Origin of the sequence: Bacteroides sp. CAG:633 (genome assembly GCF_000435115.1) — a bacterium.
Taxonomy (GTDB): domain Bacteria; phylum Bacteroidota; class Bacteroidia; order Bacteroidales; family Bacteroidaceae; genus Bacteroides; species Bacteroides ndongoniae.
Genome location: NZ_FR883057.1, coordinates 1 through 25,592 on the forward strand (window position 1 = coordinate 1; position 25,592 = coordinate 25,592).

Annotated in this window: 20 protein-coding genes and 1 tRNA gene; 9 read left to right on the forward strand and 12 right to left on the reverse strand. The window is 46.8% G+C overall.

Annotation, left to right across the window (positions count from 1 at the left end; all coding sequences use genetic code 11):
* Positions 1-364 precede the first annotated feature (364 nt).
* Both QVP67_RS06900 and QVP67_RS06905 read right to left on the reverse strand, forming a co-directional pair.
* The gene (locus QVP67_RS06900) at positions 365-706 is read right to left on the reverse strand and encodes a hypothetical protein (protein ID WP_022162838.1); all 342 of its coding nucleotides are present in this window, start codon (positions 704-706) and stop codon (positions 365-367) included.
* The gene (locus QVP67_RS06905) at positions 706-1,023 is read right to left on the reverse strand and encodes an FtsB family cell division protein (protein WP_022162839.1); all 318 of its coding nucleotides are present in this window, start codon (positions 1,021-1,023) and stop codon (positions 706-708) included. The genes QVP67_RS06900 and QVP67_RS06905 overlap by 1 nt, the downstream gene beginning before the upstream one ends.
* A 287-nt stretch (positions 1,024-1,310) precedes the next feature.
* Here QVP67_RS06905 and QVP67_RS06910 point away from each other — a divergent pair, with 287 nt between their 5' ends.
* Both QVP67_RS06910 and QVP67_RS06915 read left to right on the forward strand, forming a co-directional pair.
* Positions 1,311-3,149: a DNA polymerase III subunit gamma/tau gene (locus QVP67_RS06910; RefSeq protein WP_022162840.1), complete on the forward strand. Its 1,839-nt coding sequence runs from the start codon at positions 1,311-1,313 to the stop codon at positions 3,147-3,149.
* A 275-nt stretch (positions 3,150-3,424) separates the two neighbouring features.
* Positions 3,425-3,595, forward strand: coding sequence for a DUF362 domain-containing protein (locus QVP67_RS06915; protein WP_021846942.1), 171 nt, complete (start codon positions 3,425-3,427; stop codon positions 3,593-3,595).
* Positions 3,596-3,671: 76 nt separating this feature from the next.
* On the opposite strand, the gene QVP67_RS06920 is transcribed toward QVP67_RS06915, so the two are convergent.
* The 5 genes from QVP67_RS06920 to QVP67_RS06940 form a co-directional block, all read right to left on the reverse strand.
* Positions 3,672-4,517: an MBL fold metallo-hydrolase gene (locus QVP67_RS06920; protein ID WP_022162841.1), complete on the reverse strand. Its 846-nt coding sequence runs from the start codon at positions 4,515-4,517 to the stop codon at positions 3,672-3,674.
* Between the two features lie 208 nt (positions 4,518-4,725).
* Positions 4,726-5,919: a pyridoxal phosphate-dependent aminotransferase gene (locus QVP67_RS06925; RefSeq protein WP_022162842.1), complete on the reverse strand. Its 1,194-nt coding sequence runs from the start codon at positions 5,917-5,919 to the stop codon at positions 4,726-4,728.
* Positions 5,920-6,001: 82 nt separating this feature from the next.
* Complete coding sequence (locus tag QVP67_RS06930) at positions 6,002-7,216, reverse strand: bifunctional 3,4-dihydroxy-2-butanone-4-phosphate synthase/GTP cyclohydrolase II (RefSeq protein WP_022162843.1); 1,215 nt, start codon at positions 7,214-7,216, stop codon at positions 6,002-6,004.
* An 11-nt stretch (positions 7,217-7,227) separates the two neighbouring features.
* Complete coding sequence (locus tag QVP67_RS06935) at positions 7,228-9,129, reverse strand: LptF/LptG family permease (RefSeq protein ID WP_287642395.1); 1,902 nt, start codon at positions 9,127-9,129, stop codon at positions 7,228-7,230.
* A gap of 76 nt (positions 9,130-9,205) precedes the next feature.
* A complete protein-coding gene (locus QVP67_RS06940) occupies positions 9,206-9,592 on the reverse strand; it encodes an START-like domain-containing protein (RefSeq protein WP_071149343.1) in 387 nt (128 codons plus the stop codon).
* Positions 9,593-9,849: 257 nt separating this feature from the next.
* Between QVP67_RS06940 and QVP67_RS06945 the strand changes: the two genes are divergently transcribed.
* Positions 9,850-9,923 (forward strand) — tRNA-Met (locus QVP67_RS06945).
* A gap of 470 nt (positions 9,924-10,393) precedes the next feature.
* Positions 10,394-11,395, forward strand: coding sequence for an aldo/keto reductase (locus tag QVP67_RS06950; protein WP_022162846.1), 1,002 nt, complete (start codon positions 10,394-10,396; stop codon positions 11,393-11,395).
* A gap of 46 nt (positions 11,396-11,441) precedes the next feature.
* Here the strand turns inward: QVP67_RS06950 and QVP67_RS06955 are convergent, their stop codons facing one another.
* From QVP67_RS06955 to QVP67_RS06970, 4 genes are all read right to left on the reverse strand, one after another.
* Positions 11,442-14,483: a glycoside hydrolase family 3 N-terminal domain-containing protein gene (locus QVP67_RS06955; RefSeq protein WP_441293832.1), complete on the reverse strand. Its 3,042-nt coding sequence runs from the start codon at positions 14,481-14,483 to the stop codon at positions 11,442-11,444.
* Positions 14,484-14,506: 23 nt separating this feature from the next.
* Positions 14,507-17,002: a serine hydrolase gene (locus QVP67_RS06960; protein WP_441293831.1), complete on the reverse strand. Its 2,496-nt coding sequence runs from the start codon at positions 17,000-17,002 to the stop codon at positions 14,507-14,509.
* Positions 17,003-17,119: 117 nt separating this feature from the next.
* On the reverse strand, positions 17,120-17,971 hold the full coding sequence (locus tag QVP67_RS06965) for a bifunctional metallophosphatase/5'-nucleotidase (protein WP_022162849.1): 852 nt from the start codon (positions 17,969-17,971) through the stop codon (positions 17,120-17,122).
* Between the two features lie 52 nt (positions 17,972-18,023).
* A complete protein-coding gene (locus tag QVP67_RS06970) occupies positions 18,024-18,791 on the reverse strand; it encodes a 5'-nucleotidase C-terminal domain-containing protein (RefSeq protein WP_071149340.1) in 768 nt (255 codons plus the stop codon).
* 353 nt (positions 18,792-19,144) lie between these two features.
* Here QVP67_RS06970 and rplS point away from each other — a divergent pair, with 353 nt between their 5' ends.
* Entirely contained in the window at positions 19,145-19,498 is a 354-nt protein-coding gene (gene rplS, locus QVP67_RS06975) for a 50S ribosomal protein L19 (RefSeq protein ID WP_022162851.1), read from the forward strand.
* 232 nt (positions 19,499-19,730) lie between these two features.
* Here rplS and QVP67_RS06980 read toward each other — a convergent pair whose 3' ends face one another.
* On the reverse strand, positions 19,731-20,711 hold the full coding sequence (locus QVP67_RS06980) for an ROK family protein (protein WP_022162852.1): 981 nt from the start codon (positions 20,709-20,711) through the stop codon (positions 19,731-19,733).
* Between the two features lie 177 nt (positions 20,712-20,888).
* Between QVP67_RS06980 and QVP67_RS06985 the strand changes: the two genes are divergently transcribed.
* The 4 genes from QVP67_RS06985 (at position 20,889) to QVP67_RS07000 (ending at position 25,566) form a co-directional block, all read left to right on the forward strand.
* Positions 20,889-21,605: an ABC transporter ATP-binding protein gene (locus tag QVP67_RS06985; RefSeq protein WP_022162853.1), complete on the forward strand. Its 717-nt coding sequence runs from the start codon at positions 20,889-20,891 to the stop codon at positions 21,603-21,605.
* Between the two features lie 28 nt (positions 21,606-21,633).
* On the forward strand, positions 21,634-22,893 hold the full coding sequence (locus QVP67_RS06990; protein ID WP_022162854.1) for an ABC transporter permease: 1,260 nt from the start codon (positions 21,634-21,636) through the stop codon (positions 22,891-22,893).
* 167 nt (positions 22,894-23,060) lie between these two features.
* Positions 23,061-24,302 carry an ABC transporter permease gene (locus QVP67_RS06995; RefSeq protein ID WP_022162855.1) on the forward strand — a complete coding sequence of 414 codons (1,242 nt, stop codon included), beginning with the start codon at positions 23,061-23,063 and terminating at the stop codon, positions 24,300-24,302.
* 148 nt (positions 24,303-24,450) lie between these two features.
* Positions 24,451-25,566 (forward strand): efflux RND transporter periplasmic adaptor subunit, encoded by a 1,116-nt coding sequence (locus tag QVP67_RS07000; protein WP_022162856.1) that lies wholly within the window; start codon positions 24,451-24,453, stop codon positions 25,564-25,566.
* The last annotated feature ends 26 nt before the right edge of the window (positions 25,567-25,592 follow it).

The following is a 25,592-nucleotide window of genomic DNA, read 5'->3' on the forward strand; positions in this document are numbered from 1 at the left end:
TTTCATGTTTTTGATGAAGTTTTTGCTAAATAGCTGATTTATAGATATGTTGTAGAACATGTTTTTATAAAAGGTATTGTAGGGAAAAGAAAAGGGCACACATTATATATTCACATGTGCGCGCGCGAGGGGAAAAAGAAGCAAAAAGGGGAGAAAAAGGGAAAAAGGGGGAAAGATAGGGACTAAGAGGCGCAAAGGAAAGGACTAGGAGGAGAAAAGAAGAAGGGACAGATCAAGCAAAAATAAAAAGACGAGTTGCATCAACAGCAGCTCGCCCTCAAAAAAATATGTAGTCTTCAGCAGAAGAACAGTACATTATTCTCCCCATAAAGCTTTCCTCACATCAATATTGCAGCGGTAAAACTCAAAGACCTTCTTTAGCTTCTTCCTGTGGAATACGCACAGAAGTATAAAGTTCAAGAATAGCAGCAATCGTCATACACACAATCCACTCGTTGCCATGCGTAAAGAACATAAAAGCGCCCGTCAGCACCAGCAATATTGCTCCAAAAATCTGCTGACGCCGCAAACGTTTCACATTCGGACTTTTACTTTTGGACGGAGAATTAATCTGCGCAAGCGCCACCATAGCCGCCCCTATCGTATAAATATAAGGAGCAAGTTCCCATCCGGTGATATACACGGCAGCACCCGTCAGAGCCATAACGGCTCCTACAACAAAAAAAGCAGGTATCAGTTGTTTCATTATTCTATATCTTCTTCAAATACATAAATATCTTCATTGGGCTTCTTCATCAGATACTTTTCACGAGCAATACGCTCGATAGCACCCGAATCAACAGCCAACTCGTTGAGTCGTTCCGTATTCTCTTCATACTCATTACGATATTTTTCGATCTCACTGCGCAAACGACTTTCTTCACGCGCATACTGAAAACGACGCATCAGATTATTCTCGTCTAGAAACCCCAATATCACAGCAAAGATGACTAAAGTCACCAGATATTTATTGAAAAAACGGTTCTTACGGATGTAAGCCCAAAGCGAAGCAAGTTTATCCATCTGCCCTTAACTATTAAAAGACTACAATCGGCCGATACAACAAATGTTTACAGCCAATATTTACAGCCACAAAGATAAAAGGAATAAGCGAGAAACGGCAGCAACCAGATAATAAAAAATTGCAAAACACAGATAATCTTCATCCAGCCCAACATTACCGACAAGCAAAATTTGTCTGACCGAATATAGAGATTTTCGATTTGTATGTGCTATCTTTGCACAGTATGACCAATGGAGCCAGATTTTGTACGCGGAATCCCGGCCACAGTGACAAGAAACTCCCAAATATGGAAAATTATATCGTATCAGCCCGCAAGTACCGTCCTTCGACCTTCGAGTCGGTAGTTGGACAACGGGCTCTGACCACTACTCTGAAAAATGCCATTGCCACCGGCAAACTGGCACATGCCTACCTCTTCTGCGGACCGCGAGGCGTAGGCAAGACTACTTGTGCCCGTATTTTTGCCAAGACCATCAACTGCATGCACCCCACCGCCGAAGGCGAGGCATGCAACGAATGTGAGTCGTGCACCGCTTTCAACGAACAACGTTCGTACAACATACACGAGCTGGACGCCGCCTCGAACAACTCAGTTGATGACATTCGGCAACTGGTAGAACAAGTACGTATTCCGCCACAGATAGGCAAATACAAGGTCTACATCATCGACGAGGTACACATGCTCTCGGCATCGGCCTTCAATGCTTTTCTGAAAACATTGGAAGAGCCACCCCGCCATGCCATTTTCATTCTTGCCACGACCGAGAAACACAAAATTCTGCCTACCATCCTTTCGCGCTGTCAAATATACGACTTTAGCCGCATCAGCGTGGAAGACACTGTTGCACACCTCGCATACGTAGCATCGAAGGAAGGCATCACTGCCGAACCCGAAGCACTTAACGTAATCGCACTGAAAGCCGATGGCGGTATGCGCGACGCCCTATCCATCTTCGACCAGGTAGTCAGCTTCACCGGAGGGCACATTACCTATCAAAGCGCTATCGAAAATCTGAATGTACTGGACTATGAATACTACTTCAGACTGACCGACCAGCTCCTTGAAAACAAAATAAGCGATGCCCTGTTATTGCTGAACGACGTACTGAACAAGGGCTTCGACGGCAGTCATTTCATTACCGGACTGGCATCACACTTTCGCGACCTGTTGGTCAGCAAAGACCCTGCCACCACTTCACTGCTCGAAGTTGGCGCCAGCATCCGCGACCGTTATCAGGCACAGGCACAGAAATGCCCTGTTCCCTTCCTGTACAAAGCAATGAAACTTTGCAACGATTGCGACCTTAACTACCGAATGAGCAAAAACAAACGCCTGCTGGTAGAACTTACATTGATTCAAGTAGGGCAACTCACCGCCGGGGAGGACGATGCCAGTGGTGGGCGTAGCCCTAAACAAGCCATAAAACCTATATTCAACCAGCCTGCCGCCGCTCAGCAGCCACAGGCTACCCCTGCCATGCCCCAACAGCAGGCAACTGTTGCTCCACAGCAACCATCAGTGCAACCTCAGCAACAAGCAGCTCCTGCTACAAACAATGCACGCCAAGAAGCACCAGTACATGCTACACCAACCGCCGTGCTGCTGGCACAAGGTAAAGAGGAGAAGAAAATCCCTGTAACCCAAATGTCGAAATTGGGGATTTCCATCAAGCGTCCGCGTCAGGAAGAAGAGAAAAAGGAAATTACTACGCCTTCTTCCAATACGTCTACGACATCCACATTCCAACCTGTTGACGACTATATCTTCAACGAGCGTGACGTAAACTACTACTGGCAGGAATATGCCGGCCAAATGCCCAAAGAGCAGGTCGCTATCGCCAAACGAATGCAGAACATGCATCTTAACTTACTGAACGATACGACTTTCGAAGCAGTAGTCGACAATGAAATCGTTGCCAAGGAGTTTACCGGAATGATACCCGTCATACAAGACTACTTGCGCAACCGACTGAAAAACAGAAAAGTCACCATGACCGTACGCATCAGCGCACCAACAGAGAAAGTCCGTGCTTACGGGCGAGTGGAAAAATTCCAAATGATGGCTCAGAAAAACCAAGCCTTGCTCCAACTGAAAGATGAATTTGGGTTGGAATTATATTCATAAAAAACGATTTTATATTTTCCCAGTTAGGAAAAAAAGTTTTCCCAACTGGGAAAATATTTTTCTCTAACTGGGGAAAATTCAGCTCTCATTTTTCCTAATTAATCAACTGATAATCAACACCCGCCTTTTAAGCTTCCTCAAAGCTTCGAAAGCGACTCTATTTAGACAGCATACAAATTAGATCTTTTTTAAACGAAGTAGGGAACAAGTAACCAAGAAAACCATTATTTTTGTCGCCGTAATTAGTACTAATAATAATTTAAAATCTAACGAAAATGGCTTACGTAATTAGTGACGATTGTATTGCTTGCGGAACTTGTATCGACGAGTGTCCGGTAGGCGCTATCTCTGAAGGTGATAAGTATTCTATCGACCCTGAAGCATGTACAGAATGCGGTACTTGCGCAGATGTTTGTCCTTCTGAAGCAATTCACCCGGGAGCATAATACAATCCTATTCAGAAAAGATAAAGGGATACGCCATTGCTGGTGCATCCCTTTTTTCATATAAGTCCACCCTCATTCATCGTGTCGGCTGATGCATCCCAGCCATCAGCAAGCCATTCTGACGGGCATAATCCAAATAGTATTTACGGTTCTTGACAGCCATTTCCGGATTCATATCATAAGAAGCACAGAAGTCTGGGCGCACCAACTGGAGAGCTGCTCCATGCATCAAATCGCCCACAACGAGAAAACCACCCAGCTGATAGACCGTATGACCGGGTGTATGCCCTTCGGCATTCAAAGCTACCACCCCCGCCGGCAACGTATCACCATATTCGAACAAATGCAACCGGTCTTTGTAAACCGACATCGTAGCAACAACCTTTGCCTTCTGATCGTCGGGCATCTGCATCCAACCATCGTATTCCTGGCGCGCAACATATACTTCAGCATGCGGGAATACAGCACTGTCAGCCTTCACCATTCCCCCTATATGATCGAAATGCAAATGGGTCAGGAATAAACAGTCAATATCGGCAGGCGATAAACCAGCGGCCTCCAATCCCTTCATCAGACGGCTGTCGGGTGCTCCCATCCCCGTATCAAACAAAATATGCTTTCCATCAGCTTCCACCAGAAAAGCACTGACTGACGAAGGTATTCCATCGGCTATTCCCAAACTGTCAACCAACTGTTGCGGCACATCGCCAAACAGACTCACCGGCATCAGCCGTTCTTTAGCATTATCACGTATCCACGTCAGTTTCACTCCGTCACGTTCCATCGTAATAGTGTCCATACAAACAAACAGAGCTTGTTCTTCACTCTCTGCTGCTGCTTTTTTCTGCGCACCACTGCCACAACTGCTTCCCATCAAAGAAGCAGCCAGCACACCAGCCAATAAATACAAACTTCTTTTCATAATCACTGCTATTTTAGTCAATCTATGTTCTTTTTATCCATTAGTCCAAACAGTCACGCAAGCAAAACCAGAATAAGAATACAGCTCTACCTCATCCAATATTACTGTCTCCCAATATAAAAACAAAGATAAAAGAAAAATCCTCTTGCCGTACCCGAAAAAGGAATCCGGCAAGAGGATTTATAATAATTATTTGTATAACTACAGCTTACTTCAGTGCAGCCAATGCTTCCTTGATGCGGCGAATAGCCTCAACAATGTTTTCATCGCTAGTAGCATAGCTCATACGGATGCAATCGGGCGCACCGAAAGAAGTTCCGCCTACACAAGCCACGTGACCTACTTCGAGCAGGTACATAGCCAAATCATCGGAAGTATTGATCTTACGGTCACCAGCCGACTTTCCGAAGAACGAACTACATTTGGGGAAGAGGTAGAAAGCACCTTCGGGAACATTCACTTCGAAGCCCGGTACTTCCTTAGCCAGCTTCACAATAAGATCGCGACGGCGTTGGAAAGCCTGACGCATCTCTTCTACCGGAGCTTGCGTACCTGTGTAAGCTGCTTCGGCTGCTTTCTGCGATACAGAGCAAGGACCTGAAGTATACTGTCCCTGCAACTTGTTCACGCCTTTTACAATCCATTCGGGACCGGCAATGAAACCGATACGCCAGCCTGTCATAGCGTATGCTTTTGATACACCGTTGACGATAACCGTACGGTCTTTCATCGACGGAATCTGGGCAATGCTGTGATGACGGCCAATATAGTTGATATGTTCATAAATCTCGTCGGCAATAACGATTACCTGCGGGTGCTTTTCGAGCACAGCAGCCAGTCCGGCCAATTCCTCGGCACTGTAGACCGAACCCGTCGGATTGGACGGAGAGCAAAGAATCAATGCTTTAGTCTTTGGTGTAATGGCAGCCTCCAGCTGAGCAGGAGTCATTTTAAAATCCTGTTCGATACCAGCCGTTACAATAACAGGTGTACCCTCGGCCAGTTTCACCATCTCCGGATAGCTAACCCAGTAAGGAGCAGGAACAATGACTTCATCACCCGGATTGACAAGTGCCAAAACAGTGTTGCACACCGATTGCTTAGCACCATTGGCACACGAAATCTGGGCAGCGGTATAGTCCAGACCGTTTTCGTTTTTCAGTTTGGCCACGATAGCATTACGCAAGGCTGGATATCCGGCTACGGGAGAATAACGGGAATAGTTCTCGTCGATTGCCTGTTTAGCAGCCTCTTTAATGTGGTCGGGAGTATTGAAGTCAGGTTCACCGACACTCAGGTTAATCACATCCACGCCCTGTGCCTTCAGTTCGGCACTTTTCTGAGACATGGCCAATGTCGCCGACGGCGACAGACTGTTCAAACGGTCAGATAATTGATTCATCTTATTTCTATATTTAGAAGGTTGTTATATTCCGATTGCAAAATAACAGATTTTTCCCGACACGGAAAAACAAATAGTCAAATTACTTATTGAAGTGTAGCGTATGCCCCATGCGCTCTTTCTTCGTACGCAGGTAGCGCTCGTTGTAAGGATTGGGAGTCGTTTCGATAGGAACATTCTCGGTAATCTCCAGTCCGTAAGCTTCAAGGCCTACACGTTTCACAGGATTGTTGGTCATCAGACGCATTTTGTGTACGCCCAGCTCACGAAGAATCTGAGCACCCACACCGTAGTCGCGTTCATCGGCCAAATGGCCCAGACAGATGTTGGCATCCACCGTATCCATACCGTCTTCCTGCAACTTATAGGCTTTCATTTTCTCCATCAATCCGATGCCACGGCCTTCCTGATTCAGATAAACGACCACTCCCTTGCCTGCCTTTTCAATCATTTCCATCGCTTTGTGAAGCTGCTCGCCACAGTCGCAACGCTTGGAAGCGAAAATATCACCCGTAGCACACGAAGAGTGTACACGTACCAGAATCGGTTCGTCCGGTTCCCACTCGCCCTTGAACAAGGCCACGTGCTCCAGCCCGTTGGATTTCTGACGGAAAGCGATCAGGCGGAAATCACCATGCTGGGTAGGCATGTGCACCTCTACCCCCTTCTCAACAATAGATTCTTGCTTCAGACGGTAAGCAATCATATCACGGATAGAGATAAGCTTCAGTCCGTATTCATCGGCCATTTTACGCAACTCAGGTAAACGGGCCATGGTTCCGTCATCGTTCATTATCTCCATCAGCGCACCAGCCGGATAGAGTCCTGCCAGACGACACATATCAACGGTAGCCTCGGTATGTCCGGCACGGCGAAGTACGCCTTTTTCCTGAGCATAAAGCGGATTAATATGACCGGGACGACCGAAAGTAGCAGGAGTCGACGCCGGATCGGCCAACGCCTGAATGGTAGCAGCACGGTCGGCAGCCGATACACCGGTTGAACAGCCTTCCAGTTTATCGATAGTCACCGTAAAAGGAGTTCCCAGTACGGAAGTATTGTCGAGCACCTGATGTGGCAAGTCCAATTCCTTGCAACGCGACACGGTAATCGGAGCACACAGCACACCACGCGCATGTTTCAACATGAAGTTTACCTTCTCGGGGGTAATCTTTTCGGCAGCGATAATAAGGTCGCCCTCGTTTTCACGATCTTCATCGTCTACTACGATGACAAAGTTACCAGCCTTGAATTCTTCAATGGCTTCTTCTATGGTATTCAGTTTTACATTTTCCATATCGTTATTATTTATTTATCCCTGAGATTCTTTATGATATATATCACATCTTCGTTTGTCTTTATGACACGCTCCATATCCTTACTCAACCGTATGCGGAACGCCCAAATACGGAAATAGAAAAACAGTCCTACCGGGAACACGACTCCGCAGGCCAGGTTCAGCCAATAATTATGGAACGGACGTACATGAGCATGAACAGGTATCACCGGATAATTGTTCAAAGCTGTCAGCAACGACATGGCACGCGTGTTCGACATTTCGTCAATCAGCGCCTCCATACGTTCGTTGATCTTCTCTACTTCCTCGTCCACCTTATCGTTCATCCACAGTCTGAAATAATTTGGAGCATGCTTCAGGTCATTTCTTGCCACATAGTCGCGACAATCGTCCGAAAGCTGCTGCAAGTCACCGGGGATTCTGTCATAATCGGGGTCGTGAATGATGACTTCCTTACGGAACATGTGCCGCACACTGCGGATACCGACAATCTTCTTAAACCAATTAATATAGGCATCAGCGTTCAGCACTACAGAGTCGTTGTTGGACTTGTAAGTAAGGAAAGCTCCTAACGGTGCCAGAATGGCTGTACTGGTCCACATACCCATCCAGACAATCCACTTGCCATCGCGCGCCATCTTGTAGCCCGTATTATTAATGATATAATAGATAATGAATATCAGCACCGACACTACCACCGGCATACCCAAACCACCTTTGCGGATGATACCGCCCAAGGGAGCACCGATGAAGAAGAATATCAGGCAGGCCAACGAAAGGGTAAACTTTTCGTGCCAAGCAGTCATATGCTTTCGAAGGGAAGACTCAGTCTGTTGTATATTAAAACCTTTGAAGCTCCAGTCGCTTGCTGCCGACTCGGCACGGCTCACAGCCGATGAAATGATCTTCTGTTTCTCCATCAGCGTTGCCGCATCAAACAGACTGTCTACATTGAAACTGGAAAGTACGGCTTTCTCTATCTTGGTCGTATCAGACTTTGTCAGATGGGGTACAGGCCGGTAAGTAGCTTCCATCGCTTCGTTATAATAAGCCCGCCCCACACTGTCGTTCAGCACCTTCATCGAATCAATGTCCGCCTCCAACGTTGCCATATTTTTACTGCTCGACTGCCCGCTCATAAAGCCTTCGTCGGCCATGTTGAAGTCAGAGTCGAACTCTATGATGGCATGTTTCTCACGGAAAGCTTCGCGCTGATAGGGCACGTTCTTCTGGTTCATGCTCTGCGACTTCAGATTCTCGAACTGCTCGCCACTGAACAGATGCAAATATAAGTGCTGTTTATCTGCTGTCATCTCCAGGCGTCCGGAGTCGGCTTTGATGATCTGTGCGTTCTCGAATCCTTTCTCGAAATTATATATCAGTACGTCGTACAGCATACCGGTCTTACGGTCTTTGTGCTTCACATACAGGTTGTAACCCTCTATCTCGTCGTAGAACACGCCTTCGGGAATGTCCAACTCGGGCGATTTCTGTTTCATGGAAAGAAGTAACGTCCACAGTTTGGTCTGTGCCTTAGGACCCACAACGTTCTGAAAATAAAAGGATACACAACAAATCAGCGAAATGAATACAATCAGCGGACGCATGATTTTGATCAGAGAAATACCTGCCGCCTTCATAGCCAGCAACTCGAACCTCTCACCAAAGTTTCCGAACGTGATCAGGGCAGCCAACAGAATGGCCAAAGGAAGCGACACCGGTACCAACGTCAGTGCCGAATAGAAAAAGAATTGAGCCAAGACTGAAATTTCCAGTCCCTTTCCTACCATTTCGTCTACATACCTCCACAGGAACTGCATCATGAAGATGAAAAGGCAGATAAAGAAAGTGCCTACAAACAGCAGGCAAAAACTCTTCAATATAAATATATCTAACTTTTTTATGCGCAGCATCTTATTCGTATCATGCATTGAAGACACAAAAGTAGCACAAAAAAAGGAGTACGGAAAATTTTTAATCGAAAGTTAACTAAAAACCACACGTTCTCCGTAATGTCTCCACCTGCGACTCCCACAACTCACGTACGTCATCCACCTCGTTGGCGGCAGCAAAGTCAGTAATTTCGAGTACAAAGTCATTGGTCAGTTCGCTATTTGTCATCTTTAGTTCAAAATACTCGCGAGGGATTTCATTGTCCAACCAACGGAAACGGATAAATGAATAAGCACGTACAGCCACAATCTCGGCGGTTCGCTTTTCCGTTTTACCCCAAAAGAAGTCTACAATCTTATCATCCGACTGCACTCTGTCTGCAAACCAGCCTTCCAAGCCGGTAGGAGTACTGATGGCAGACCAAAGGATGCTTTTAGAAGTCGCGTTCAAAAGGTATTCCAGGTGTATTTTCTTTCTTTCCATAGTCATTATTCAGCTTTCTTTTGCGTTGCCAAGATAAATACTTTTTTCTAATTAGAAAAAGGAATCTATGCTTTTTGTTCCCACAGAAGAGCATATTTCACCACAACAAACTGATAATCAATACAAAATAAAGAGATAAAAAAAGATGTTTCACATGCTTCATTGAAGTTTCAGAGAAAAAATACACAAAAAAGGCACGAAAAGTTTTGGTAGTTCAAATAAATGCTCTATCTTTGCACCCGCAATCGAGAAATGATGGCGGGATAGCTCAGCTGGTTAGAGCGCATGATTCATAATCATGAGGTCCCCGGTTCAATCCCGGGTCCCGCTACTCTAATAAGATAAGACTGTTGAGAGGCTTCCACTCTTGGCGGTCTTTTTTGTTTTATGCGCCTGTGAAAGGTGCACGAAACGTGAAGTTTCACCATACCCCATTACCTATCAGCAAATTAACTCACAGGTGAAAGCGTGAAAGGAATAAGCAGAATTCCTTTCAACAATAGCAAATAAAGCAAAATCAGCTCCAACAATATCTGATTTCACCATAAAAACATAGCATCCGAGCCACACTTGTGTGGCTCATAAGCCGCGCAAGTGTTTCTCGCGAGCCGTACAAGTGTCGCTCATGAGCCGTGCAAGTGTCTATTAAGGCTATATGAAGTGTCGAAGAAAAGCAATGCAAATTCATATTTTATCATTACCTTTGTAACAGGCAAACCTATTCCAGACACTCATTCTTCCAAACGTTTTCGAATGAAGCCTGAGCAACCCTATTTAAAGACACTAAAAAGAATAATCACCATGCAACCCTTTGACTATAGACCTGACGATAACCGGTATAATAACGGAATGAAGTATCGCCGTTGCGGACGCAGCGGCATCCTGTTACCCGAAATCTCACTGGGACTGTGGCATAACTTCGGCGATGTGGACACATTTGCCAATTCACAAGCCATGGCCTACTACGCCTTCGACCGAGGCATCACCCACTTCGACCTTGCCAACAATTACGGCCCCTCCGCTGGCTCGGCTGAAGAAACTTTCGGCACAATCATGAAGAAATCTTTCATGCCCTACCGCGACGAACTGTTCATATCGACCAAAGCCGGGCATGAAATGTGGCCTGGTCCCTATGGCGACTGGGGGTCGCGCAAATCGCTGATGAGCAGCTTGAACCAAAGCCTTAAAAGAATGAATCTAGACTACGTGGACATATTCTACTCCCACCGCTACGACCCCAACACACCGCTCGAAGAAACCTTGCAAACCCTTGTCGACATTGTTCGTCAGGGAAAAGCGCTCTATGTAGGTATCTCCAAATATCCCGCCGAAAAGGCAGCCTTCGCCTACCAATATCTGGCAGAAAGAGACGTACACTGCCTACTCTATCAAGGAAGATACAGCCTCTTCAGTCGCGAACCCGAAAAAGCAGGCATCCTGAAACAGGCACAAGAGAACGGTAGCGGCTTTATCGCTTTCTCACCGCTAGCCCAAGGCCTGCTGACTAACCGCTATCTGAACGGTATTCCGGAAGATTCACGCATGGCACGGGGTGGATTCCTGAAAAAAGAAGTCCTGACAGAAGAAACCCTGAACAGGATCAAAGCCTTGAACGCCCTGGCCTTGCAACGCGGACAAACGCTGGCTGAAATGTCGCTGGCATGGTTGCTGAAAGACGAATCGGTAACTTCGGTCATTATAGGTGCCAGCTCTGTAGGCCAACTGGCAGACAATCTGAAAGCTCTCGACAACACATCTTTCACCCAGGAAGAACTAAGTCTGATAGAAAACATTCTTGCGTGATTGCTTCAAACATGTACGAAGCCGATTAAACTGGACAACCCACCGCTCATTCTTTTATCAGTGAGCGGTAGATTGCATCCTGTATGCGAGTACGGATATCCAGCTTCATCAGCTTCGTATTCCATACATCCGGATAAATGCGGTTACTGAGGAAAACATACACCAGACGGTTATCCGGGTCGACCCAGGCACACGTGCCGGTGAACCCTGTATGGCCGTAAACCGAAGCCGGAGCCAACTTACCGCAAGGACTCTTTTCCGGATGCCGACTATCTGGCTTGTCAAAGCCCAGTCCACGGCGACTTATTTTAGAAACACTGGTCGTAAAGAAACGACATGTCTCCCTGCTCAGATAACGTTTTCCGTCCAACTCTCCACCGTTCAGCAGCATCTGATAAATCTTTGCCACCTCACCGGCATTCGAAAACAGTCCGGCATTGCCCGACACTCCTCCCAGAAAAGCAGCCGACTCATCGTGCACATATCCGCGAAGAACCGTTTTCCGCAGAAACGGATCGGAAGATGAAGGTACAAATTCTTCTTTCGGCAACCGTCGAAGCGGCAAATAAGCTGTATGCGTCAATCCCATAGGAGCATAAAACACTTTCTCCAGATATGCATCCAACGGCAGGCCAGACAAAGTTTCGACTACTTGCTGAAGTACGATAAAACCTACACAACTGTAGCGATAGCGCTTATCCCTCAAAGGTGCATCCGCAATCTTCTGCAAATAAATCTGCGTGAACGACTTGTCAAGCCAAAGACTGTCGGACACCTGCCAGACATGAGACGACGTACGTACTTTGGAGACAAGCCCTTTCTTGAAACGGAAATTCGGATTGGCCCATGTGCTGGCTCCTATCCGTACCGAATGCAACTTATCCGGCTTCTGTTTGTAAAGTCCGCCCCGATAGCTATCCTTATCAATAGCTTCTCCGTAGAACAGCAAGGTAGAAGGAAGTCCCGATTCATGCAACAGCAGTTCGCGAATGGTAATGTTGCGCTTGTCGGTATTCTTCAGAAAAGGCAAAATGTCTCCTATCCGATCAGTCAGATTCAATTTACCTTCATCGTACAGCTTCATCACAGCCAGCAGGGTAGCCGTTGTTTTGGTCAGCGAGGCAATGTCGTACACATCGGTCGGCTTCACTGGAATTTCTGCAGTTCCGTTCCGGCTCATCCGCCCGTGTGTTCCAAACGCCTTGTTGTACATTTCCTTACCATCCTTCCACACCACAATCTGGCAACCCGGATAAGCCCCTCTACGGATTCCTTCCTGGGCAATCGAGTCGATACACGCCAATTTTTGCGAGTTCATGCCATGTTCTTCTGGAATGAAATGAGGCACCGTTCGTGGCCCAACATCTGTCCCGGCTCCTGCTGCAAACAGACTGCCGATACTTGCCGACAACCTGCCATTGGCACAAGCCTTTCCGTATAATATCTTTGCCACCTGACATTGCACATCGTCTTCCGACGAATGAGCAAGCACTACCGCACCGGCCTTTGCCATACATTTTTCTATTGGAACAAGTTCCTTTCCAGAAACAAATGCCACAAAAGCAACCGGCACACTGGGCGCAAAATTATCAAAGAAAGACTTATAGGCTGACAGTTTTCGTACAGTAATGCCTACCACGATACGCTTGTAGTTTGCCAACGAATCCATCAGTTGTTTCCGGTTTTCCTCCGTCATATTCTGTGTCAGACAGAACTCCTTCGGTTGAGTATAAACCGATAGCTCCTTCAAGAAAGGCTTCAATCCATTTGGTTCGCCAACATTCAGCACCGCAACCTTTTTTACTACCGGATCAAGAGGCAACAGTTCGGAATCATTGCCCAGTACTGTAATAGATGCCAGATTGAGACGTCGTATCAGGTCACGCGTATGCGGTCGGTCAATCCGATTGGTCAGTCCAGATAGACGGATATGAGGCTTCTTGCTCAAGCCCAAAGCATATTTATAAGTCAACACCTTCCGGCATTTGGCATCAATCTCTTCACGCGACAGTTCGCCATGCTTCACAGCTGCATGCACAGCGGCCACTTCCTCTTTGATACGGCGCGGCACCAGCAACAAGTCATTACCAGCCTTCAACGCCTGAAGACAAAGCGTTGCACTCTCGCCTACCCCCTTCATGGCAAGTGCATCCGTAAAAACAAGTCCCTGAAACTTCAGTTCTCTCGTCAACAAGTCGTACACCACATTACGCGACAACGACGAAGGCAATCCGTTACGTACCTCGAAAACAGGTACTTCCAGATGCCCCACCATAATGCCGCTTACACCGGCACGGATAGCCTTCTTAAAAGGATACAGTTCCACACTGTCCAGACGCTCACGGCTGAAAGGTAATAAAGGAAGTTCCTTATGCGAATCGGTATCAGTATCACCGTGCCCGGGGAAGTGTTTGCTGACAGACAATACGCCACCCGATTCAAGTCCAGTGGCATAAGCAATCACTTTACTTGCTACGTTTACCGGACTTTCGCCAAAAGAGCGAGTATTGATAACCGGATTCTCCGGATTGATGTTAACGTCGGCTACCGGTGCAAAATTGACCTGCACTCCAAGTTCGCGACACTGACGGGCCACTTCACGGCCATATTCATAAATCAGGCTGTCGTCCTGAATACATCCCAGCACCATATTCCTAGGAAACGAAGGAGTACCACGCAAGCGCATTGCCAGCCCCCATTCCCCATCAAAAGTCATCAACAGTGGAACCTCAGCCATCCGCTGTGCTTCATTAGTCAGTGTCACCTGATTCTGTAACTGTCCGCCCGAAAAGAGCAGACCGCCAACCTTATAGTCCTTTACGACCTTACGTAAGAGTTCCCTGTTCTTCTTCGTAGGCTGCGGTGCGATGGTATAAATAAACAATTGCCCGATACGTTCTTCCAAAGTCAGCTCTTCCATCACCGAATCCACCCACTGCCTGCAACGCACATCATCCGCAAAAGGGCGTATCATCAACGGTTCCACCGGTGCAGTCGGTTCGGGTGGAACAAGAGACAAGCTCCTATCGGAAGCCACATGTCCACAACAAACCATAAAGACTAAAAGGAAGAATAGCAATCGTTTCATCATAATCCACAAGATATTTTTATCTATTTCTTCAAACTCTGATAAATCAGTTCCTGAATATTTTCACGGATATCCAAATCGCCCAGTTTCGTATTCCAAGCATTCGGACAAAGACTGTTACTAAGGAATACATATACCAACCCGTTCTCCGGATCGGCCCAAGCGCATGTTCCGGTAGAACCTGTATGTCCATAAACCGTTGCCGGCGTAGACAGCGAACAAGGACTACGCAATGCAACCGAAGCGTCAGGACGGTCAAAGCCCAAACCACGACGACTGTACTTCGACGTCTCGGTAGTAAACAGACGACAAGTTTGTTCGTTCAAGAAGCGCTTTCCGTTCCATTCTCCACCATTCAACAGCATTTGGAAAACAGTAGCCACCTCACCGGCTGTCGAAAACAATCCGGCATTGCCCGACACACCACCCATACAGGCTGCTGTCTTATCATAAACGTATCCGCACAAATCCTGCCGGCATAAGAAATCATTGAAGGCAGTCGGCATTACTTCCGACTTATCATAACGCGACAATGGCAAATACATTGTACGCTGCAACCCCATCGGAGCATAAAACTCTCTTGCCACATACAGATTCAGCGGCAATTGTGTTATTGATTCCACCACCTGTTGCAACAGGATTCCAGCCAGACTACTGTACACCGAACGCCTGCCTATCAGATCACTTTTGGCAATCATTTGCAACATAGTATTCTTAAAACTTTTGTTCAGCCACAGTCCATCAGCCACCTGCAATGTATGTGAAGACGTCCGCGAAGACGATATCAACCCCTTCTTAAACTTAAAATCTGTACAAAAATAGCTGTGCTCGCTGACCCGTGTCCGATGCCACTGGTCTGCCCAACTTTGGGCATATGGTCCGTGTACAGAACGCGGATCGATCGTTTCAATGTAGAAACGTAAATGAGGTGCCAATCCGGCTTCGTGAAACAACAGGTCACGAATCGTAATGTTGCGTTTATTACTGCCGCGCAAAAAAGGAAGATAAGAAGATACTTTAGCATCCAGTTTCAATCGTCCTTCCTCATACAACTTCATCACCGCCAACACAGTAGACATAGGCATAGTCAATGCACCCAAATCGAACATATCAGTCTGCCGAACCGAAGTCGTGTCCTGCAAAGAATGCGTTCCGAAACCTCTGTCATAAATAGCCTGGCCATTTTTCCAGACCAGAATCCGGCACCCTGGATATACACCTTTTTTCAGCCCGTCTATGGCCACTTTATCTATCTGCTGCAAAACGTACGACTTCATTCCGATATCTTCGGGTAACATCCGTACCGGTTTCATTCCCGTTGCAATACTGCATCCTGCTCCCACCGGAAAAGACCGGCCTATATTGACAAACAGACGCCCCGTTACCGAAGCCTTCGCAAACAAAACATCGGCTACATACTGCTGCAAATCAGATTCTTGAGAATGAGCCAACACTAACGCACTGGACCTTGCCAAAGCCTGCTCCAACGCATATGTTGACTGAAAAGGAGCAAAGAACGCATAGACCAACGGAGCTTGTACTTCCAGGCTTTCCAGAAAGTTCTGCACTTCAGGACCCAATATCTGTAAACCCTGTCCTGTGATACTGACAATCATACGACGAAACGGCTGCAACTCTAACCTTACCGATTCACACGCCGCCGCATCAGCATCGGCAGCCAACTGATAACGGACAATCCCGGCACTCTCCTTCAATCTTTCCACAAAAGCCGAGTCTTTTCCTGCTTCGCCAATACTAAGCACCGCAATATCTCCTTCAACCGGCGCCAAAGGTAAAACTCCAAAATAGTTGCTGACTACCGTCACCGCAGCCCGACGCAAATCGGCAGCCAAAGCCTGTGCCGATTCAGTATTAATACGATAACTGATGCCACTGACCTGCAATTTCGGCTGCCGTCCACGTAAACCCAACATATATTTACGTGCCAACACTTTTCGGCAGCGTTCCTCCAACTCATCTTCTGTCAGTTCGCCCGACTGCAATGCTTTCACCAATTCATCATGTTCGCGCAAAGCATTTCCGTAAGACACAACCATACCTTCCAGAAAACGTTCGCCTTCCAGTTCTGCTGGCAAAATATCACCAAACATCCCCAGTTCATGAAACTCACGTAAGGCTTCAGTACGATACTTCTGCATCAGTATTGTATCTGTCATGCATTGCAAAGCTGCCTCATTAGGGAACACAGGGACTCCCGAAAGACGATCCGACAGGCGTCTTCCCCGTGTCGTAATCAACAAGGGGAGTTCAGATCCGCCCTGTGCCAGATTAGTCAGAATAGCCTGTTCTTCCGGAGTACCTCCATCGAATACCAATCCACCGATTTTGTATTTTCTAACCAACGTACGGACCATCTTTTTATTCTGGCGGCTTGCCTCAGCCGGCAACGTAGCCACCAGTAATTGTCCGATCTTCTCGTTCCGTGTTAACCGGGAAAAAACAGAATCGACCCACTGACTGCAAGCCTCATCTTTTGTTGCGACCTGTGTATATTCCACACTTCGTGCTGACACAGGCAGTACAAAAATTTCCGATAACAATAGAACAGCCTCTAACAAATATATCTGAATCTTCTTTTTCATCATCTACACATCCTCACTCTTTAAGGAAAAAGATTATTCCGCTTGTAGTGTCAACTTCATCTTACCAACATAAACACCGCTCTTGCCAACATGCATAATAGGAACATCTTTTCCATCAGCATTCTGATAGATCGCAGGATGTTCCATATTGGTATGGGTATGGCCACCCAAAATCACATCAATATTACGTGTCTTGGCTACAAGGTTGTTGTCATATTCTTCCAAGTCAGCAGCTCCTGGCTGAATACCCAAATGCGAAAGACAGATAACCACGTCGCAATGCTCTTTGTTCTTCAACAGATCAGCCATCTCCTGAGCTGTAGCCACAGGATCTTTATAGACCACACCTTCGCACTTGTCAGCCTGAACCAAGCCTTCCAGTTTCGGACTGATGCCGAATACTCCTATTTTCAATCCACTACGTTCGAGAACAACGTAAGGTTTCACAATACCTTCAAGAACAGTACCTGTCATGTCATAATTAGCACAAACAACCGGGAAATTGGCCATACGAAACAAGCGCGCCATATTATCCATGCCAAAATCAAACTCATGATTACCGATGGTCATAGCGTCATACTTCATCAGATTCATAGACTTTATCTCAACTTCCCCTTTAAACAAATTATAATAAGGTGTACCTTGCGAGATATCACCGCAATCGAAAAGCAATACATCAGGATGCTCATTACGGAATTCTTTCACAAATGTAGCCCGACGCACTACTCCACCCATACCGGCAGCCGGATCGGCTGTATGCGGGGGAATAGGTTCAATACGACTATGCGTATCGCTAGTCTGAAGAATAAACAACTCTTTCTGTTGTGCCGAGACAACAACGGCCATACAAACCAACAGCAGGCCGACAATATAAAAACGTTTCATACGACTCATCAAAACTTTAAAGATTGAACAACTGAAAAATCATACTCAGACATCATTTTACGACAATCCGACCTTCCATACGTGATGTAATCACTTTCCCGGCAGCCGTCTGTTTCTCTACATACTGCATAAAAAGGTCACGCAAACGTGCCCCATCGGGACATTCCCGTTTTTCAGCCTGTATCAATGCTGTCATACCATCATTTCCCTCTGCCAGATAATCAATTGTTGCGATCGTATACAGTTTCTCATCCTCTACTGAACAGCCACTTATCGTGCCCTTCAACAACTTTCCATCAGACGTGATTTCCAGATTTATACCACTAACACCTTCTCCACCACGGGCTGCAATATTTTCAAACAGTTGCTTTAAATAGGTCCCCTTTATCGTAAGTACACAAAGCGCGTTTTCGAAAGGCAGTATCTCATAAATCTCAGCACAACTAATAGGTCCTTCTGTCAGCACACTGCGTAAACCACCTATATTGACAAGACCCATATCTGCCGGTTTACCCAAAACCGGTACCGCCGATTCGCGTAACACATCGGCTACTAGATTCGACAAAAGATCTTCCGGACGTTTACGGTCCATCGACACATCTGCCGTACCTACGACCCGATACATAATACTATCCACCGTAGCCTTATAAGGAGCAAGCAACGCCTGCGCATCCGCATCGGAACGAGCATCCCACGAAGAATCAATTGCCACCCTTTCCCCCTCAACCTTTATTACCTCGTAAGCAGAGTGACACGACATTAAAAAGAAGACAGTACCCAGCACCGTCCCTGAAAGAAGATTCAAATAATTCTTTTTCATCTGCATTTGTTTTACTGAAAATCCGCTAAACGGACACATACTTATTTTTTTTCTTTATTGCCACAAAGATACTTTTTCTTGACGAACAACAAGTATTGCAAAAGGAAAAATAAACAAGGCAAAAACTTATTTAAAAAAACCGGGACACGCCACCGGAAAAACTGCAGGAAAAGAATACCGTCCTCTCCAAACTTAGAGAAAAGACGCTTCAAACAAAAATAAGCCGAAAACATTTGTGTATCTGACAAATAATTCGTTCCTTTGCACCGCTTTCGCGCAATCGCTGTCAGGACACACCGAGAGAAGCCTGGTATGTTGCGTTGTAACGATCAAACAATTTAATAATAAAAACAATGGATTTAATTAAAATTGCAGAAGAAGCATTTGCTACCGGCAAGCAACACCCGAGCTTCAAGGCAGGTGACACAGTAACAGTAGCATATCGTATCATCGAAGGTAACAAGGAACGTGTACAGCTGTACCGTGGTGTTGTTATCAAGATTTCCGGTCATGGCGAAAAGAAGCGTTTCACTGTACGCAAAATGTCAGGTACCGTAGGTGTAGAGCGTATCTTCCCGATTGAATCACCGGCTATCGACAGCATCGAAGTGAACAAAGTGGGTAAAGTACGTCGTGCCAAATTGTATTACTTGCGTGCCCTCACTGGTAAGAAAGCAAGAATCAAAGAAAAAAGAGCTAACGGCTAATCATTTTGAACCGCTATCGAACAAGAGTGTATCCGCAACGATACACTCTTTTTTGTTTCCACACTTATCAGCCACATATCATAACTTAAGCTACACAAGTAAAACCTAGACGCTTTAAGCCTGATCGTCCACAAAAATCAGCGCAATTCAATAAAAAAAGAAAAGAGCATGTTATTTTCCAATAAACACACCCTTCTCTTCGTTCTAATAGTTTCTTATAAATCGAATCTGCTTATTTTACCTCTTTCAGTTCCCAGCCCAATGCACTGGCACCCAGCACAGCTGCATCTGCATCTTTGAGTTCCGAAATAAGCAATTTCGTTTTTCCTTTATAGATATTAAGTACATTTTCATCAATAGCTTTCTGAACAGGCTTAATGATATAGTCACCAGATTTAGCCAATCCGCCAAACAGTACAATCGCTTCCGGACTGGAGAAAGCAATAAAGTCGGCCAATGCCTCGCCTAAGAGTGTTCCTGTAAACTCGAAAATATCCTGAGCCAGTTTATCACCCTTTACTGCTGCATCGTACACGTCCTTCGAAGTGATATTCTCAGCTGGGATAGAACGAAGCAAACTAGGTTCGGTACGTGCAGTAAGGAACTCGCGTGCCGTACGTGCCACACCCGTAGCCGAACAGTATGTTTCCAGACAGCCACGACGTCCGCATCCACAAACACGGCCATTCTCACGGCGAATAATGGTATGTCCCAACTCACCGGCAAAACCATCGTGGCCATATACCATCTGACCATTGACCACAATTCCACTACCAACGCCTGTGCCCAATGTTATCATAATGAAATCTTTCATTCCGCGCGCAGCGCCATATGTCATTTCACCGATAGCAGCAGCATTGGCATCATTGGTCAGTGCCGTAGGAATTCCCAAACGTTCTTCGAACATATTAGCCAATGGAATTACACCTTTCCAAGGCAAATTTGGAGCAAATTCAATTGTACCGCTATAATAATTGCCGTTAGGAGCACCAATACCGATACCCTTTATTCTTTCTACACCACCGTTGGCTATAATCAACGGCAACAGGTGTTTGCATACTTCGTCCACATAATCGTTGACATCGGCATATGCTCCTGTTTTAATAGAACTTGTAGCCACAATCGTTCCACGCGCGTCAACAATACCGAAAACTGTATTTGTTCCGCCTATATCAATACCTACTACGTAGGGCTTCTCCATGGTTGAATTCATGATATTAATTGTTTTTAAAGGGTTAGTTGTTAAAATGTTTATGTTTACAAAAGTCACAAAGAAAAACGACACTACAAAATCTTTTTTTAAAAAAATTCAGCCGATTTGCAACTTTTCGCAACACTTGTGCGTCTAATAGTAAAAATTAATAAGAGCAAACATTAAATCAAGAGAGTCGTGATACTACTAAAAGACATCAATAAGACCTACAACAATGGCGCGCCACTGCATGTACTCAAAGGCATAAACCTGCACATCGAGAAAGGAGAATTTGTATCCATTATGGGTGCTTCAGGATCTGGAAAATCCACCTTACTTAATATATTAGGTATATTGGACAACTACGATACAGGTGAATATTACCTGAATGGTACCCTTATCAAGAATCTGAGTGAGACGCGTGCCGCCGAGTATCGTAACCGTATGATTGGTTTCATTTTCCAGTCATTCAACCTTATTTCTTTCAAGAATGCAGTCGAGAACGTAGCCCTTCCCCTCTTCTATCAGGGAGTGAGCCGGAAGAAACGCAACGCCCTGGCATTGGAATACCTTGACCGTCTGGGACTGAAAGACTGGGCCAACCACATGCCCAACGAAATGTCAGGTGGTCAGAAACAGCGTGTAGCCATTGCCCGCGCTCTTATCACCCGCCCGCAAATCATTCTGGCCGACGAGCCGACCGGTGCCCTTGACAGTAAAACCTCAGTCGAAGTGATGCAGATTCTGAAAGATCTTCATCAGACAGGCATGACGATCGTTGTCGTGACCCACGAAAGCGGCGTTGCCAACCAGACAGACAAGATTATCCACATTAAGGACGGCATCATAGGCACCATCGAAGAGAATTTGAATCACGATGCTTCTCCGTTCGGAAAAAATGGATTTATGAAATGACATCTTCTATCTTCTAAAAAAGACAAATATGATTGACCTTTGGCAAGAAATATACGGCACCCTGAAGCGCAACAAACTCCGCACTTTCCTGACAGGATTCGCCGTGGCATGGGGCATCTTTATGCTCATCGTCCTCCTGGGAGCAGGCAACGGCCTCATCCATGCCTTCGAACAGAATTCGTCCGAGCGGGCGCTCAACTCTATCCGCATCTTTCCTGGTTGGACCACTCTGTCGTATGACGGACTGAAAGAAGGACGACGCATTGAGTTAGACAACCGAGACTTGACAGATACCGAGACACAATTCCCCGAAAACGTGACCAGCGTGGGTGCCACTGTACGCCAGAGCAGCCTCAACATCAGTTTCGGCAAAGAATATGTCAATTTATCATTGCTGGGAGTACACCCCAACTACACCGAAATTGAAGCTATCAAAACTGCAGAAGGACGCTTTATCAACGTCACCGACTTGAAAGAACGACGTAAGGTCATTGTCCTCCATAAGAAATCTGCTGATATTCTTTTTGGTAAGACACATACCAATCCTATTGGTCAGTTTGTCAATGCCAGCGGTGTGGTCTATCAGGTTGTAGGGCTTTACAACGATCAGGGCAATAGTGAGCCCAGCGAAGCCTACATCCCCTTCAGCACCTTACAAACCATCTACAACAAAGGAAATAAATTGAACAACATCTTACTGACTACCAACGGCCTGACTTCCATCGAAAGCAACGAAGCCTTCGAACAAGAATATCGCCGTGTAATCGGTGCGAACCACCGCTTCTCGCCCGACGACACCAGCGCTATCTGGATATGGAACCGCTTCACCGACTACCTGCGTACCATGAATGCCATGGGCATCCTACGCACAGCCATTTGGGTGATTGGTATCTTCACTCTGTTGAGCGGTATTGTAGGTGTGTCGAACATCATGCTCATCACCGTACGCGAACGAACCCACGAGTTTGGCATCCGTAAGGCACTGGGCGCCAAACCGGCCTCTATCCTGTGGCTCATCATCATCGAAAGTATTACCATCACTACCTTGTTCGGCTACATCGGTATGGTGGCAGGAATCGGAGTGACGGAGTGGATGGACAATACCTTCGGAAACCAGACAATGGATGCCAGTATGTTCCAGGCCAAAATGTTCAGCGACCCTACGGTGGACCTGCACATCGCCATACAAGCCACACTGACGCTGGTCATTGCCGGTACGCTGGCCGGATTCTTCCCCGCCCGCAAGGCTACGAAGATTAAACCGATTGAGGCGTTGAGGGCGGATTAAAGGGAAGCCTCACCCCCAGCCTCTCTCCCAAGGAGAGGGGAGAAAAAGACATAGAATTTAAAAATAGAGATTAATATATAATATGGTATAATACATTCATCATAAAGTATCACCTCCTACTCCCCTCTCCTTGGGAGAGGGGCCGGAGGTGAGGCTTCTTATTCATTATGAAAATAGACAAAGACACTTGCGAGGAAATCCTCGTCACCATCACCCGTAACAAGACGCGAAGCCTGCTGACAGCTTTCGGCGTATTTTGGGGTATCTTCATGCTTGTGGCTCTCATAGGAGGTGGGCAAGGCATGGAACAGGAATTGCGAAAACAGTTCGAAGGATTTGCCACCAATTCAGGCTTTATTTTCGCTCAACCGACAGGCGAAGCGTACAAAGGCTTCCGCAAAGGACGAAGCTGGGACCTGGAAATGGCCGATGTCGAACGAATTGGTAAGTTGAGCAAGATAGAGAGTGCTACTCCTTCGGTGGCCCAATGGGGCAAGACTGCCATCTACGAAGGCAACAAATACGATTGCAGCGTCAAAGGTCTCTATCCGGACTACGAACAGATAGAGCATCAGGAGATTGCTTATGGACGGTTCATCAACGACGTGGACATCCGTGAAGCGCGCAAAGTATGTGTGATTGGCAAACGTGTCTACGAAAGTCTCTTCCCCAAAGGAGGTGACCCCTGCGGAAAATACATACAGGTAGACAGTATCTACTATCGGGTAATAGGCATGTGCTCGTCCGAGGGCAATGTCAACATCCAGGGGCAGGCTTCCGAAGCCGTCACCCTGCCTTACACTACGATGCGGAAGATGTACAACCTGGGCAATACCGTAGAACTGATTTGTTTCACCATGAAGCCGGGTGTAAAGGTGGCCGATGTGGAAGAACAAGTGAAACAGACCGTCAAAGCGGCTCACTACATCTCGCCCGACGACAAACAGGCGGTGATGATGCTCAACGTCGAAGCCATGTTCTCCATGATGGATGCCCTGATGACGGGCGTGCATATCCTGATCTGGATGGTAGGTCTGGGTACCCTCTTCGCCGGCGCCATCGGCGTGTCGAACATTATGATGGTGACCGTACGCGAACGTACCACCGAAATAGGCATCCGCCGTGCCATCGGTGCCCGTCCGCGCGACATCCTGCAACAGATTCTCTCCGAAAGCATGGTACTGACTACCGTAGCGGGTATGGCTGGCATCTCGCTGGCCGTACTGGTACTGCAGGTTCTTGAGGCAGCCGCCAATCCGCAAGGAGTCATCGAAACGCACTATCAGGTCAGCTTCGGCATGGCCGTCGGCACCTGCATCCTGCTCATCGCTCTTGGCGTACTGGCAGGGCTGGCACCAGCCTACCGTGCCATGGCCATCAAACCGATAGAGGCAATACGCGACGAATAGTAATTCCAACGGCATTGAAATGCGGATTTCAAAGCCGTTCGAACGAACATACCAACGACTTTCGAACGACCGTTCGATACCCTTTCGAATGATCGCTCGAAAACCGATCACCCAACATAAGAATATAAACTAACAACAAGCATCAAATATGAAAGCAAAAAAGATTCTGAAAAGCGCATTGCTGGTTATCGTTGCCGGCATCTTCATCTGGACCTTCGTATTCCTTTACCAGAAGTCGAAACCAGAAGTCACCGTATACGAAACAGTCCGTCCCGCTGTGGCCGACCTGGAAAAGACTACCGTCGTCACCGGTAAGATAGAACCACGGGACGAGGTCCTCATCAAGCCCCAGATTTCGGGCATCATCGAAGAAGTCTACAAAGAAGCCGGACAGAAGATAAAGAAGGGCGAAGTGATAGCCAAGGTAAAAGTCATCCCCGAACTGGGCACACTGAATGCTGCCGAAAGCCGTGTCCGCCTGGCCGAAATCAACGGACGACAGGCCGAAACCGACTTTGCCCGCTTAGAGAAACTTTACAAGGACAAACTGATCAGTGCCGAAGAATATGAGAAAGGCGAAGTCACCGTCCGCCAGGCACGCGAAGAACTGCAGGCCGCCAAGGACAACCTGCAGATTGTAAAAGAGGGAATCACCCAAAACAGTGCCTCCTTCTCCAGCACCCTGATACGCTCTACTATCGAAGGACTTATCCTGGACGTACCCGTCAAGGTAGGTAACTCCGTCATCATGAGTAATACCTTCAATGACGGAACCACCATCGCTACCGTGGCCGACATGAACGACCTCATCTTCCGTGGCAATATCGACGAAACCGAAGTGGGCCGTGTCAGCGAAGGCATGCCGGTGAAAATCACTATCGGTGCCTTGCAGGACCTCACCTTCCAAGCCAAACTGGAGTACATCGCCCCCAAGTCGACCGAAGCCAATGGTGCCAATCAGTTCGAAATCAAGGCAGCCGTTACTGTGCCCGACACAGTGGTTATCCGCTCAGGCTATTCGGCCAACGGTGAAATCGTACTCGAACGTGCCAGCCAGGTACTCGCCATTCCCGAAGGCTGCGTCGAATTCAAGGACGACAGTACCTTTGTCTATGTACTGACCGACAGCGTACCACAGCAGCAGTTCCGTCGTCAGCCCATCGAAGTAGGTATGAGCGACGGCATAAAGATAGCCGTCAAGAAAGGCATCACTACCAACGACCTGATACGCAATGCCAACAAGAACGATGAAGAAGAAAATTAACCACTAACCTAACCATCCGAGACAAT

Bases quoted from the DNA above. Each gene is read 5' to 3' on its own strand.
- QVP67_RS06900 (WP_022162838.1), bottom strand. From the start codon at position 706: ATGAAACAACTGATACCTGCTTTTTTTGTTGTAGGAGCCGTTATGGCT.
- QVP67_RS06905 (WP_022162839.1), bottom strand. From the start codon at position 1,023: ATGGATAAACTTGCTTCGCTTTGGGCTTACATCCGTAAGAACCGTTTT.
- QVP67_RS06910 (WP_022162840.1), top strand. From the start codon at position 1,311: ATGGAAAATTATATCGTATCAGCCCGCAAGTACCGTCCTTCGACCTTC.
- QVP67_RS06915 (WP_021846942.1), top strand. From the start codon at position 3,425: ATGGCTTACGTAATTAGTGACGATTGTATTGCTTGCGGAACTTGTATC.
- QVP67_RS06920 (WP_022162841.1), bottom strand. From the start codon at position 4,517: ATGAAAAGAAGTTTGTATTTATTGGCTGGTGTGCTGGCTGCTTCTTTG.
- QVP67_RS06925 (WP_022162842.1), bottom strand. From the start codon at position 5,919: ATGAATCAATTATCTGACCGTTTGAACAGTCTGTCGCCGTCGGCGACA.
- QVP67_RS06930 (WP_022162843.1), bottom strand. From the start codon at position 7,216: ATGGAAAATGTAAAACTGAATACCATAGAAGAAGCCATTGAAGAATTC.
- QVP67_RS06935 (WP_287642395.1), bottom strand. From the start codon at position 9,129: ATGCTGCGCATAAAAAAGTTAGATATATTTATATTGAAGAGTTTTTGC.
- QVP67_RS06940 (WP_071149343.1), bottom strand. From the start codon at position 9,592: ATGGAAAGAAAGAAAATACACCTGGAATACCTTTTGAACGCGACTTCT.
- QVP67_RS06950 (WP_022162846.1), top strand. From the start codon at position 10,394: ATGCAACCCTTTGACTATAGACCTGACGATAACCGGTATAATAACGGA.
- QVP67_RS06955 (WP_441293832.1), bottom strand. From the start codon at position 14,483: ATGAAACGATTGCTATTCTTCCTTTTAGTCTTTATGGTTTGTTGTGGA.
- QVP67_RS06965 (WP_022162849.1), bottom strand. From the start codon at position 17,971: ATGAAACGTTTTTATATTGTCGGCCTGCTGTTGGTTTGTATGGCCGTT.
- QVP67_RS06970 (WP_071149340.1), bottom strand. From the start codon at position 18,791: ATGAAAAAGAATTATTTGAATCTTCTTTCAGGGACGGTGCTGGGTACT.
- rplS (WP_022162851.1), top strand. From the start codon at position 19,145: ATGGATTTAATTAAAATTGCAGAAGAAGCATTTGCTACCGGCAAGCAA.
- QVP67_RS06980 (WP_022162852.1), bottom strand. From the start codon at position 20,711: ATGAATTCAACCATGGAGAAGCCCTACGTAGTAGGTATTGATATAGGC.
- QVP67_RS06990 (WP_022162854.1), top strand. From the start codon at position 21,634: ATGATTGACCTTTGGCAAGAAATATACGGCACCCTGAAGCGCAACAAA.
- QVP67_RS06995 (WP_022162855.1), top strand. From the start codon at position 23,061: ATGAAAATAGACAAAGACACTTGCGAGGAAATCCTCGTCACCATCACC.
- QVP67_RS07000 (WP_022162856.1), top strand. From the start codon at position 24,451: ATGAAAGCAAAAAAGATTCTGAAAAGCGCATTGCTGGTTATCGTTGCC.